This window comes from Maribacter luteocoastalis (genome assembly GCF_048890225.1).
Taxonomy (GTDB): domain Bacteria; phylum Bacteroidota; class Bacteroidia; order Flavobacteriales; family Flavobacteriaceae; genus Maribacter; species Maribacter luteocoastalis.
Genome location: NZ_JBMFZG010000010.1, coordinates 87072 through 102181, shown reverse-complemented (window position 1 = coordinate 102181; position 15110 = coordinate 87072). Strand labels below are relative to the sequence as shown.

Genomic DNA, 15110 nt, shown 5'->3' with positions numbered 1-15110 from the left:
ACAACCTAGAAATGTGATGAATATGTCTATAAAAAATGATATCTTTAAACAAAAATAAACTATGAAAACAATAAGTAAATTTAAAAAGACTACCGTTGTCGCGATGTCTCTCCTTATGCTTGGAGTTTCCTGTAGCGATGAATTTCTGGAAGTGCTTCCTACGGGATCTCTCGCAGATGCCCAAGTTGGTACCAAAGATGGTATTGAAGGCTTGTTAATTGGTACTTACGCCGCACTTAATGGGGTGTTTGGAAACCGTTTTGAAGGTCCAAACCACTGGGTTACCGGATCTATTATGGGTGGTGAGGCCAATAAAGGTACAGATGCAGGTGATTACTCGACTATCAACCCTATACAGCGTTATGAGACAGACCCTACAAGTGGCGATTTAAACAACCTATGGCGAGGTCGTTATGAAGGTGTAAGTCGTGCCAATGCAGTTTTAGCGGCATTAGCTAACGCTACGGATGTAACTGCCGGTGACGCCGCAAGAATTGCAGGTGAAGCTAGAATGTTAAGAGGCCATTTTTATTTTGACCTTAAAAAACACTTCAACAGTATTCCTGTTTTTGACGAAACTGTTTTAGCTGCTGACATTCCTTCTATACCAAATACAACTGAGGTATGGAGTCAAATTGAGGCAGATTTTCAATTTGCCTATGACAATCTTCCTGGTACTAATGGAGCTGGTCGTGTTAACAAATGGGCTGCAGCAGCGTATATGGGTAAGGCCAAGTTATTCCAATCAAAATTTGGCGAAGCCAAATCTTGGTTTGATGATGTTATTGCTAACGGTACCACATCGAACGGTCTAGCTTATGACTTATTAGATGACTATGCACAAATTTTTAATGCAGAAAATGATAACCATGCAGAATCTGTAATGGATGTTGAATCTGCAAACAACACTGGAAGTACGCAAAATGCAAACTATTTTGATGATTTGAACTACCCATACAATACCGGTCCTGATGGTCCTGGTAACTGTTGTGGTTTCTTTCAGCCTAGTATCCAATTAGCGAATACATTTAGAACAGGTGCTGATGGTTTACCATTGTTAGATGGTTCTTATGACGATGCAGCAAATGAAGTAGATAACATCTACAGACATGTATTTACCAATGGAAACGATGAAGCAACTTTTGTTGAAGATCCAGATCCATTAGATCCTAGAATTGACCATTCTATCGGTAGAAAAGGTATTCCTTACCTTGATTGGATAGAACATCCTGGTTCTGCTTGGATCAGAAGTTTCCCATATGCAGGTCCATATTCTCCAAAGAAGTTTATCTACTACAAGTCCCAAGAAAACTCATTTACAGATGGTAGTTCTTGGACTCGTGGATATGCAACTATGAACTACAACATTATTCGTTTTGCAGATGTACTTTTGATGGCTGCTGAAGCTGAAATTGAAGCAGGTACTTTAGACAAAGCATTGGAGTATGTAAACAGGGTTCGTGCAAGAGCAGCAAATTCTGAGCATTGGGTTAAGAATGATGATGGTACTGACGCTGCTAACTATGTAATTTCAGAATACACTTCCTTCCCTGACAAAGCGTATGCTACAGCAGCGGTAAGGTTAGAGCGTAAATTGGAACTTTCTGGAGAAGGCCACCGTTTCTTTGACTTGGTTAGATGGGGTGTTGCCGCAACCGAGTTGAATGATTACTTATCATATGAGTCACAGTATTTGGTGACTAAATTTGGTGGTGCGAGTTTTACTTCAGGTAAGAACGAATTCTACCCTATTCCACAAACTCAAATTGATATTCAAGGATCTGATGTGTTATCACAAAATCCTGGTTACTAATTTTAGTTTAACTGTAATTATTTTAAAAAGGCTGCCAAAAATTGGCAGCCTTTTTTTGTTTCTTTTTAATGCTTCTTGCATCTTTGTTAACTCTAACTTTATGAAATATAATGAATAGGTTTCTCATCAAATCAATAGGCATACTTGCAATACTATTTCTCGCTAATTGCAAAAACAAACCCGATACTATGTTTACCATAGTTCCGGCTTCTTCTTCAGGACTTGATTTCAACAATCTGTTATCAGAAAATGATTCTATAAACATTTTAGATAATGAATTTGTATATAATGGCGCTGGAGTAGCTTTTGGGGACGTTAATAATGACGGCCTAGATGACATATTTCTTGCAGGTAACCAAGTAGATAACAAGTTATTTATTAATAAAGGGGCATTGAAGTTTCAGGATATATCTGGCATTTCCAAAATTCAGAAACCGGATAGCTTACAATGGTCATCTGGTGTTTCCATAATCGATGTTAACCAAGATGGATTGTTAGATATTTATGTTTGTAATACATTTAGAAAAGATAGTCTTCAACGAAGAAATTTACTTTATATAAATCAGGGCAATAATGTTGATAGTATACCAACATTTATAGAACAGGCAGAACAATATGGTCTAAATGATAACACTTACTCTTCCCATGCCCAATTTTTTGATTATGATCAGGACGGTGACTTAGATGTGTTTATTGGCGTAAACCGGATAGAAGGCATTAACCCTAACCAATTTAGTCCCTTAACAGATGATGGTACATCCATGAGTAAAGATGTATTATATGAAAATGTTTTTGTTGATAGTTTAAATCAAAGAAAATTTATTGATGTTTCCAAAAAGGCTGGAATTCGTTATCACGGCTACAGTCACAGTACCATAATACATGACTTTAATAATGATAGTTGGCCAGATATTTATGTTGCAAATGATTTTCTAAGTAATGATTTGGTATACATCAACAATACAGACGGTACATTCACAAATCGTGCAGGTGATATATTCAAACATTTTAGCCTCTCTTCAATGGGCAGTGATATTTCAGATGTAAATAATGATGGTCGAATGGATATTTTTACTACTGAAATGCAGCCATATTACAATAAAAGAAAAAAATTATTTCAAGGTCCTAGTAGTTATCAAAAAGAAATTTTTACAAAAAAATATTTATACGAACATCAATACACTAGAAACACGCTACAACAAAATATGGGTCTTAATCCAGAAACACAATTACCTATTTTTGGGGATGTTGGCATGTACTCTGGTGTTCAGGAAACTGATTGGAGTTGGGCTCCCTTATTTGCAGATTATGATAACAATGGCTGGAAAGATTTATTAATTACCAACGGCTTCCCAAAAGACGTTACAGACAGGGATTTTGGGGATTTTAGAATAACTGCCAGTAGACTTGTTAGCAAAGAAAAGCTTATTGCGGCTATTCCTGAAATTAAAATTCCCAACTTTATTTATAGAAATAAAGAAGGCAATGGTTTTGAAGATGTTACCAAGGATTGGGGAATAAACTTTGGAACATTCTCCAATGGTGCCGCCTATGGCGATTTGGATAATGACGGTGATTTGGACCTTGTTATAAATAATATTAATGACAATGTGCTTTTGCTAGAGAATAATGCCACTAAACTTAAACCTGAAGATAATTATTTAAGAGTGAAACTTCATGGAACAAAAGAAAATCGAGCGGCAATAGGAGCATCTATAATACTATATTTTGATGGCCAAATGCAACTACATTCTGTGCTTTCCGGTAGAGGATATCTGTCCCAACCAGAAAACACAGTCCATTTTGGATTAGGTAAGAAAAAATCAATTGATAGTTTACTAATAACTTGGCCTAACGGAAATCTACAAAAGGTTACCAATACTACCATTAATCAACAAATAAACGTCAACTATAATCCCAATATAAACAAAAAATTATTTGCAAAATCTAAACCGCTATTTACAGAGGCTTCTACAAAATATAACCTTAATTATCAGAACAAGGATGCAGATTTTATAGATTTTAATTTTCAACGTACACTACCACATAAATTCTCTCAATATGGACCTTCAATTTCTGTAGGAGATATAAATGGTGACAATCTAGAAGATGTATTTATTGCCGGTAGTAGGTCAGAAAACGAAAATTGGTTCATACAAAATTTGGATGGGACTTTTTATAAAAAAGAAGTTGCATATAAAACTGACGAAAAATTAGAGGAAGATGCAGGAACTTTGCTATTTGACGTAGACAATGACGGCGATTTAGATTTATACATAGCTCGTGGTTGTGGTCAATATCCAAGTGGACATGTTTATTACAAAGACAAATTAATGATTAATGATGGTCAAGGAAATTTTAGTGATTTTTCTGATGCGATACCTGACAAAAACAGCAATTCTTCTGCGGTTAAAGCAGCAGATTTCGATAAAGACGGAGATTTGGATCTATTTGTCACCAGTAGGGTCTTACCATTTTCATACCCAGAAGCGGACAGATCGTATATTTTTGAAAACCAATCCAACAATGGCCAAATAAAATTTATTGATGTTACCGAAAAGGTAAATAAAGACCTAATGTTTCCAGGACTTATTAGTGATGCACTTTGGACAGATTTTAATAATGATTTTTGGCCCGACTTAATTTTGGCCGGTGAATGGATGCCTCTTCGGTTTTTTGAAAATATTAAAGGAAAATTGAAAGAAATAACGGCAATTACCAATGTCAGCGATAAATCTGGATGGTGGAACAGTCTTGCCTCAATGGATATGGACAATGATGGCGATATTGATTATGTAGCAGGGAATTTTGGTAGAAATATTAATTTTCAAGGTTCAAAAGAACAACCTATTAGACTTTATGCTAAAGATTTAGACAATAATGGCACCATTGATCCTTTAATTTCCTATTACCTTAGGGATAGTGTAGGTGTCAAAAAGGAATACTTATACCATCCATGGCAAGATGTTACTAAACAATATGTGGGTATTCGAAAGAAATTTAATTCATTTGGAGAATTCGGAGCATCAACCTTGCCAGAAATGTTTGCTGACGATGGACTTTTAGATGATGCTAAAGTACTCTCATTCAATTACATGGAAACCTCATGGATAGAAAATTTAGGTGAAGGCAAATTTAAAATGCATAAATTACCTATTGAAACCCAATATGGCCCAATTTATGGAATTTTACCCCAAGATATAAATATGGACAACCATTTAGATTTATTAATGATTGGCAATGATTTTGGCATGGAGGTTCAACAAGGTATGGCGGATGCTCTTATTGGCTTAACTCTAAAAAATAAAGGTGGTGGAACATTAAAAACATTAACATTGGAAGAAACCAACTTTTATGTTCCCGGCGACGGTAAAGCTCTCGTTTCCTTAATTAATAGTAACAAAAAACCTCTAGTAATTGCATCACAAAACAATGATTCTTTAAAAGTTTTTGAAAGGACGATAAACCATAGTTCAAGAATAGAACACTTTAATCCTAATGAAATAAAAGCAATTATTAAGTTTTCAGATGGGTCAATGAGACTTACAGAAGCATATTTAGGAAGTAGTTTTAATTCCCAATCAAGTAGAACTATACTAATTACACCAAATATGACATCCATCTCTTTTATGGATAATCAAGCCAATATTACAAGAGAAGTAATATTGGAAAATAAAAAGGACACCTATTAATGTTAAATTATAAGTACTTTAATTTGATAATTCCTGTTTTACAAACCATTCATAAAGCTCATCTGTAGTATAAGCCTTAGTCCAGGCATTGTGACCAACATTCGGATATTTTGTTAAACGTACATCGTAACCCATTTCTTTTAATTTATCCACCATGGTTATAGATTCTTCAATTGGTATAGAATCATCTTCCTCTCCATGAAATACCCATATGGGCATTTTTTTATTTATCCAAGAAGCATATGGCAAAGGAGTCATTCCACACACCACGGCCATTGCCGCAAAAGTTTCCGGATATTGGACTGCCATTTCCCATGCAGCACCACCTCCCCTACTTAATCCGGTTAAATACACCCTATTATGGTCCACTCTATTATTTGCCATAACCGTGTCCAATAACTGTTTGACTGCCCTTGTATTCCACCATTTTTTAGGATAAGGGTTTTGGGGTATCAATATTAAAAAAGGAAAGCTTTTTCCATCAGTAATTAATTTTGGAGGTCCACTTCTTTTAACTTCACCTAGCTCTTCCCCAGCTTCACCTCCCCCATGTAAAAAAAGTAAAATGGGAAACTTTTGGTTTAGATTCTTTTGATAACTATCCGGATAATACAAATAATAGCTCAATTCCTCCTTTATGTTGGTTTCCATTACGGAGTCCACCAATATAGGTTTTGTTTGGGAAGCGCAATTATTAAATAGCGAGAGAATAAAGATATACTTTAGAGCTTTTACCAATTTATATTTTTCCCCTAAGATAAAGAAATTGTATTTCGAATACCAATAGCGAAGAAATCTGGAGTCTATTCTTACGAAGACGTCAAAAATCAAAATAAAGAAAGGAGTCTAAATAAAAAAGGGAGTCTAAAATATGACTCCCTTTTTGTGAAATTTTAAAATATAAGGTTTAACGATATAAGGTAAAGTGACCTATATAACGTAGTTTTCTATCTGACAAGGCATTTACTTCATACCAGTAATCACCAGATGGTACTTCCTTACCTTCATAGGTTCCATCCCATCCACTTACCTCATCCAATATAGCAACTACCCTACCATAACGATCATAGATTTTAACCTCAACATTTGAAAAGAACTCAGTATTTTTTATAGCCCAAACATCGTGTAGGTTATCTCCATCAGGAGTAAAGAAATTAGGTATTTCCAGCATGCCCGTAAACTCAAAAGGTAAACTTACTTCCGCTATACAACCATTGGCATCTACTACATGTATATTGACCATTCCGCTTTGATTGGTTGTAAACACGGTTTCACTACCATAAGACTGACCATTAAAAAAATATTCATAGCCTCCAAAACCACCTTCAGCCATAGCCTCTAATTCATTAGGTCCGGTTTTAACAGCAGACAGGGTTAGTGGTTGATAAGCATCAACCGAAAACTCTACAAAAGTGGCACAGCCATTTTCATGATAAATGTATACCGTATGCTCCCCAGGGCTTAAATCTCCCCATGTAAATACCTCACTTGCCATAGCCGTAATTGGGTCAGTTGGGTCAATGGGATCCAATGCGAACATTAAATTAGGTAATAAGTTCTGTTCCTGCATTTGAATCGTAACGGTACTATTGGGAAAAATACCTTCACAGCCATATTGCACTATAGGTTCTGCATTTAAGTCCACCCCTATACCTATTGTGAATATTTCAACTGTACCACAAAGATTTTCATCTTGAACATAAATAGCATAGGATGCCCCTCCTTGAAGATTTTCAATAATCTGACCATCATAAGGAGCAAATACACCTGTACCAGTTTCGTCTATAGGGTCTATCATCTCAACCTTATATTCAAAATAAGGTGTAGGGGATACCAATGGGTCATTTATAGGTGTTCCGCCAATTATATCAAAAACTACAGTCCCGTCATTAGCTCCAATACAAAGTTCTGGTGTAGTCTGTATATTAATGACCTCCACAACATCTGGTTCTGTTACCGTTAAGAAATCTTTTTCAAAACATCCGTTTTCATCTTGAATAAGTATCTCATAGGTTCCGGCAGCCAATTCATCAAAAACATAAACCCCAGGATTTGCTGGATCACTAAAGAACTCATTGAAGTTTGGTGCAATAGCAAATTGTATTAGACCAACACCTCCTGACACTACTTCAACGGTTATTGATCCATCTTCATCACCATTACACGAAACCGGTGTTGCATTAGCATCAAAAACAATAGGTTCTGGTCTAACAATTTCGAAAGGACCAGCAATATCCATACACGTTGCACCACTTGTAACAGCTATATAGTAATCAGCACCTTCAGGCAAACCTTCAAAAGTACCATTATCTTGAGGTCCCCTAAATAAAGTAGCTGTAGCGGCAGGGTTAAAAGCATCTACTGGATCACCGTTGTATAAATAGAACGTATCATCACCAACACCACCATTTACAAATGACTCTATCCTACCATCCAATTCTGAAGCACAAGAAATATCATCGGGTAGATTAGGTAAAATAGTAATTCCAGTGGCATCGGTCATCGTAATACCGTTAGATCTCACCTCTAAGCAAGTACTTAAAGCACTAGTCTTTCTAACATCAAACTGAAAGGTTATGCCTTGTACACCAGATATCAAAACAGATGTGCCAGCCATTGGAATATACGTACCAATTGTAACTCCATTTTCCACCCTTAAATACTCATAGGTATAAAGTGGGTCCGGATTTTCAATAGACAACCTCATTTCACCATCCCCACCACAGCCTGGCACCCTCGTTTGTACCAATAATGGTTGAATTGGTGGTGGTGGATCCACAAAATAAGGTGCTGTAACAAAAAGGCAATCAAAACTTGAAGATACTTCAATAGCATACCATCCTGTACTAATAAAACCTCCACTTGAACCAATAAAAGTAGGTGAATTTTGAAGTCCACTAGTGGAAACGACATCTGTATTATCATTTCCGTTCAAGTATAACAATCTATAATTATATCCGGCCCCAGGAAAACCTCCTTCTGCACCAGCCAAAGCTGTTATTGCATCACCAGTACTTGGATCATATGCTTCTAATACGGCATTGTTACCATTAGGACAGTCCAACCCTTGTGGTAGTCTTATTCCTGCATTAATTTGAGGAACCTCTTCTAGTTCTATTTCAAAGGTGGTGGTACAAAGTTCTACATCTTGTATTTCTACTTGATAATATCCAAACTGTAAGCCAGTAAATTCATTATTAGTTGAGAATGACACAATTTCTGAGGTGTAAGTTAGGCCCCCATCAGTACTCATTAACAATCTATATTCATAGGGTGAACTATCCCAGCCTCCTTGTCCAATGGCTTCTATTTCACCAGTATCATTATTACAGCCAACATTACCTACTGGTAAGGCAGAAACTTGTAAAGGCCCATTAGGCGTCCTAATATTAGCAACATTGCTATCGTTAGTACAATAGGGTACATTATCTGAAGTAACTTCAACAATTAGGTTACCACCAGGAAGTCCGGTAATTCTAGCTTCATCGCCGCTTAAATCCGGAAAATTAACGGTATCAAATGAACCAGTGGTTATTGGTGATGCCCTTGAAATGTCATCTGCCATATACACGGTATATGAATAAGGACCAACATAATCTGTTATCTCAATGAATAGAGCCCCGTCATTTGTTCCATAACAACTAATAGGCTTTGCCTCTGAAATAAAAACCGATGGGGCCAATGGTTCATTAACGGTATGTGTTGGCATAGGATAGGTACACCCACCAATATTATCTGTAACTTCAAAAAAGTAATCCCCTGCTGCTGGTAAATAAACGTCTACAAAAGTATCTCCTGAAGTATTGGTATATGCAGGAACTGCTGTTCCGGAAAAAGTATTCACGGTAAAGTCTGTTGTACCTATAACTTGAATCCTTACCCGCTCATAATCCCTACAGTTTAACGGATCAATTTCTATGATTGATGGAACCACGTCTGTAGGAGGGTTTATGGTTGGTAAATCAAATGTCGCTTGACAACCGTTACCATCAATTGCGTAAACCGTTATATTTTGGGCTGAACCATTATCAACAATTTCAAAGGTAGCGCTAGATTGATAATTTGAAAAACCTGTAATACTGTATTGATACCCTGTCCCTATCGTTCCAGGGTCAATAATGGATACCGATATAATCGTAGAACTAAACCTATTGGCCCCAGGTTCACATGCAAAGTCTGGAGCAACAGCACTGATATTAAATTCTGCTGGATTATCTATGGTGTGAACCGCAGATAATACTTCACATCCCCTCGCCGTCACAACCTGTACTTGATAATCACCAGCGGGCAAACCTGAGAAGGCTCCTGTATTATTTCTATCTTGTTCGGTTGTTAAAGTCAGATTATTTAAGATATATGTAATTGGCGTATCTTCTGAAGTGAATGGAACCAAAGCATTAGCAGGACCAACCACAACTTCAATGGTACCATCATCTACATCGTGACAACTAATATCATTCGCAATTTCTGATACAATTATTGGCTGTGAGGCCTGATTTAGATTGATATCAGTTACGGTAAACTCGCAAAAACCACTGCCGTCATTTACAACCCTATCGGTAATAAGCACTTCATAATTACCAGGTTCCAAACCTGTGAATATGGCATTATTGGTTTGAGGAACAGGACCTACGGAACCTCCATTATAATCTATACCAGTCAATACAAAATCAAAATCACCACTGCCGCCAAAAGTGTTTATGGTTATTTCCCCATTTGCATCATTACAAGTAGAAGGCGTACTGAAGGTTCCTGTGGCAGATAAAAAATTATATACGGTTGCTGTACCTTGACTTGTACACCCGTTCGCATCTACTACATCAACTATATAGTCACCTGGACTCCCCACCGTATATGTATATGTCCAATTTGTACCGTCATCAGTCGGTAATTGCTCATCGCCCCCTAAAGTAAATCTGGGTGTATTAATGGTATTTGGCACGGTAACCGTAATATCAAAAGCTGTGGATGTAGGATCACATTGATTAACTACCGTAAAATCTGGAACAGGCAGGTCTGGATCTAATTGTATAACCGTTGCTATATCAAAAGAAGTACAGCCGCTAAAATCCCGAACATAAATATCATAGTTACCTGCAGGAGCAACATACGTAGTTTCAGCGCTATAGCCCGTTGGATAAACTGGTTCTGGATCTCCACTGTTTACAATTGCAAATTCGTAAGGCCCACCATCACCACCTCTACCTTGTACAGTTAACTGTCCAAAAGCGTTACAATTTGCGGGAACTTCAGAAAGAATGTCTATTGCCGGTAAATTTCTATCAATTATTACTCCAGTAGCTGCAGTACAGTTATCAGTTAAATTAGAAACTATAATCTGATAGTCTCCTGCAATTTCCAAATAAGAACCAACATGCGGGTCTGAAGTGGTTGTTACAGTTCCAATGGTTGTCCTTGATCCATCATCATTATTAACGATTTCTATTTCAAGGACATCCCCAACCGTATATCCAGTTATGGAATAGTTTATTTCACCATTTCTATTGACATCACAAAAATCAGGAGTAGATGATGCCGTAACATCTAAGGTAGTTGGACCGTCTACCGGTGGAATTTCAACCAAATAAACACACCAATTGTTAGGGTCCGGATCACCAAACGTGTCGGTTACCTCAACCGTATATGTAACTCCATACTCAAGATTATTAAATGTGTGTCTACGTAGTCCGGCATTTGGAGATACCGGTGCAATAGGGTCATTTTCCAAACGTATTAAAAACGGACCTGAACCTCCAACAATCTCAACAGTATTACTAAAACCAGTCAAAGAACAAACGGGAACTACAACATCTGGAACAACGGTTAATGTAGATTGAGTAATGGTAACAGTATCAATATCCCTACATCCATTTGCATCAAGTGTTATTACCGTATAGGTGCCAGGTATTAAATTTTGATCTAAAATTTGTACTGGAAAAATAGATACGTTCTCTTGTCTGGCTATTTCTGTACCTGTGTTATCTTCAATGATAAAGTCAAAATCAGGCGATCCAAAATTAACATTGGTAATATTAATACCGCCACTTACCTCACCGCCAATACATGTTGCAGGCTCTTCTGCAATAATGGCATCAGGTGGTGTTGTCGTGTCTGTACCAACGATTGCGTTATCGGGTGCAGTTAAACAACCTCTTGAATCTCGGACCAAATAGGGATACGTACCATCTGGTAAGTTAGAAAATACTGTTTGCGTTCCCCATCCAGTATTATTGAAATTCACCTCATATGGTGGTACGCCACTTGTACCGTCTGGCGTGATGGTGACTACACCATTGCTGGTCTCACCACAGCTTACAGGCCTAGTTACTACGGTAGCTGACGCTATATTTACCGGTGGATTTAAAATCAGTGGTGCTGAACTTGCCTCACAACCAGTGTTAGTTATATTATTGTCGGTAATTCTAAAAATATACGTTCCATCTACAGTAGTATCATATAAGAAGGTACTTGAAGAATAAGGAACTGGAACGCCAAAACTAATACCATTATCAGAACTTACTTCGTACATACCTGTACTTGAAGCATAGCCGCCTGATACATTTACTTGAATTGTTCCTGGGGCACCACCACAAGGAATCTCAGTAACAATAGTTGTAGAAACACGTAACTGTTGGGCAATTGTTACAGTAATAGAATCACTACAATCACTACCATCTATTACTTCAATAGTATAATTTCCAGGGGTTAGTCCGGTAAATGTACCCGTAGGTTGTGGGGGTCCTCCATTAATTCTATATTGATGTGTTCCTATTGCTGCAGTTCCTGCGGTAGATGTCACTACTGCCGTGGCACCTGTACTAGGTTCATAACAAAAGTCTGATGCTGAATTATCCAAACTTACCGTTGGTGGAACGATAGGGTTTAAATCAAATGTAAACGTATCCGTACAACCTTCAGCATCCAGCACAGCTAATGTATAGGTTCCTGCAATAGTTAAGTTATTAAAAGATCTATTCGATTTAGGACCAATTGAGGGTCCAGAAGGAGGTGTTAAGGTGTACATATTACCACCCCAACCACCTGTTGCAACTGCTCGTACCCTACCTACATTACCATTTGCACAACTCATTGGGGTAACCGTACTGCCACTAATATCCAAAACTGCAGCTTCTTCAATATCAAACGAAGTCGTATCTGAACAACCGGTGTCCGCATCGGTAACCGTAATCGTATAGGTTCCAGTACCAGATAATGGTAAATTTACTTCATTACCGTTCTGGGGTCCACCCGTGTATAGTCCCCCATTAATATTATAGGTATAATTATTTGCAAAACCATCTACAATAAAAGTGCCGGTACCATCCGTAGCGGCGTTACACACCCTTAAATCGCCACCAGATTTTACCCTAACTCTAATTGAACTTATAATCGCAGGGCTAAATCCTTCTGTATAAGTACAGTTATTGGCATCGGTGATTTGAAATATATAAGACGTTGATGTACTTAAACCTATAAATGTATCACTGCCACCGTTGTCAAAAAATGCTGGGCTTATAATAGCATAGTTTACTATTGCCGCATTGCTTGTAGGTGTTAACTGAACATCTGATGTACCTGCTGCACAATTGACATTACTTTGTGAAAAATCCAAATTGGTTGGTGGGTCAACATCTAAAATTTCAATTGGCGTTAATACTAACCTACATCCACCACCATCCCTTATAATAGGAGTATATGTGCCAGCAGATAAGTTAGGATATGATGTCACTGAGGTAAAATTCACACCATCGATACTAAAAACATAACCACTCCCAGAACCACCTGAAAATGGACCCGCAAAATCTATTTGCCCCCCATTGGTACTACCACTGCCATCGCATGTTACATCAGAAATTTTATTTGCATTTCCAGTAATTGCCCCTACATTGGCTACGGTTACGGGCGGCAAAGTTATTGTACATTCAAAATCGCTTTGTTGGTACCTTACTTCTATAGTATTGTACGTTCCTGCCGCTACGGATATTTGAGGTGTGGTTACCCATGGATCACCAGAATTTACCCTATAGGACAAATTATAACCTTTTGCATCAACCACGGTAAATTCTAATTGGGCGCCACCATTACTACATGTACCATCAATACCGTTTACAGTTATATCTGGAGGTAACAATTCTTCAACGTTAGAAGATGCGGTAATGGTACAACCATTGGCATCGGTAATCACAAAATCATAGGTGCCTGCTGAAGAAACAGAAAATGTAGTTGTCCCGGTATTTGTTGCTATATTTCCATAAGAAGGTTGTGTTGCACCACCATTAACGGTAAAACTATAAGGTGCTGAACCCCCACTAGTATTTACAGTAATGTCTACATTGGAAATTGTTGAACAACCAAAGCTACTGTTAACCTCGGTGGAAGCATCCAATGCATTAATACCTGAACCAATGGTTATTGGGTTACCAAAGGTGTCTGTGTCTTGTCTAGGTGCGGTAATACCATTTAAGGGATCTCCCGTACATTGCTGTGTCTCTACTTGAGCTATGTAAGTGCCACTACCAACTGCAGAAAATGTATAGGTCTCATCAGGTATAAATGCAGTAAACTCTTGTGCCACTCCGCTTGCATTCAATAAGGTATACTTATAAGGCCCCAAACCAGGAGTTGGCGTAACTGTAATCGTACCAGTTTCACCGAAACAAGAAATATCAGTGAAATTTACTGAAATATCCAGATTACGTTCTACAATTTCTATTGGTTCGTATGGGTACTCACAGGTGTTTGGAGTATTCATTAACCTAGCTTTTACATTATAAGTCCCAGGGGTTAGGTTAGAAAATATTGGACCTTGCCAAGGTCCAAAGCCACTACCGCTATCTATACTGAACTCATAAGCGCTGGAGAGGTTGGTAACTTGTATTCTTCCCGGAACATCACATATGTAATCTTTTTTTACTATGGTTTGGGTAATCGTACTCTTTTTTACTTTGATAAAATAATTTGCACCATCAACAACAACTCGGTATTCTGCACCCGTAGTTGATGGCACAGTACTTGCATCTAAATTAAAGGTTTGTCCAGTATGTACTTGGCTATAACAGGCTGAAGTCGTATTTGGACAATTATCATTTATGTTTGGTGTACAGCTTCCCCCAAGAAGTTGCCAAGAAACTGAACTGTAGGGACCACCTGAAAGGCTTATAATTCTATCATCGGAATCACCACATAGGTTAAATCTTGCAACCGTGAAGCCATTGTCATTACAAGTCACCTCGTCATCCGCACCTACAACCACAGTAGCGAACATGGGAGCTGCAAACAGTTTCGATGAACTTACCACTTCATAATCTACAATTTCGGTAGCAGTTATGGATTTATTTTCTGAAGAGTTTAGGTTGACAACCTTTTCCAGAACGGATACAACATCCTCGAACAGCATGCTAACTTTTGAGTTTGCGATTGCTGTGGAGCCAACTACCGATATTAAAATCAGTAACAAGGTATACAATGTATACCGTAGCTTACTTGGGTGCATAGGTTAAGTTATGTTTTGGTAAGAAAAATATAGGTTTGGGGGCTATATCATTCTTTGGTGTAATTATTTATACTTATATTTTCTCTTTATCTTTAAAACTAATTTCAATACC

At 37.6% G+C, this 15110-nt stretch carries 4 protein-coding genes; 2 read left to right on the top strand and 2 right to left on the bottom strand.

What is annotated here, in order from left to right:
* Nucleotides 1–61: 61 nt before the first annotated feature.
* Together ACOCEA_RS16375 and ACOCEA_RS16370 are read left to right on the top strand one after the other, a co-directional pair.
* Nucleotides 62–1813 carry a RagB/SusD family nutrient uptake outer membrane protein gene (locus ACOCEA_RS16375; protein WP_420757349.1) on the top strand — a complete coding sequence of 584 codons (1752 nt, stop codon included), beginning with the start codon at nt 62–64 and terminating at the stop codon, nt 1811–1813.
* A 188-nt stretch (nt 1814–2001) separates the two neighbouring features.
* Nucleotides 2002–5505 carry a VCBS repeat-containing protein gene (locus ACOCEA_RS16370; RefSeq protein ID WP_420757348.1) on the top strand — a complete coding sequence of 1168 codons (3504 nt, stop codon included), beginning with the start codon at nt 2002–2004 and terminating at the stop codon, nt 5503–5505.
* A gap of 18 nt (nt 5506–5523) precedes the next feature.
* On the opposite strand, the gene ACOCEA_RS16365 is transcribed toward ACOCEA_RS16370, so the two are convergent.
* Together ACOCEA_RS16365 and ACOCEA_RS16360 are read right to left on the bottom strand one after the other, a co-directional pair.
* On the bottom strand, nt 5524–6168 hold the full coding sequence (locus ACOCEA_RS16365; protein ID WP_420757347.1) for a carboxylesterase family protein: 645 nt from the start codon (nt 6166–6168) through the stop codon (nt 5524–5526).
* A 244-nt stretch (nt 6169–6412) separates the two neighbouring features.
* On the bottom strand, nt 6413–14998 hold the full coding sequence (locus ACOCEA_RS16360) for a T9SS type B sorting domain-containing protein (RefSeq protein WP_420757346.1): 8586 nt from the start codon (nt 14996–14998) through the stop codon (nt 6413–6415).
* Between the last annotated feature and the right edge of the window lie 112 nt (nt 14999–15110).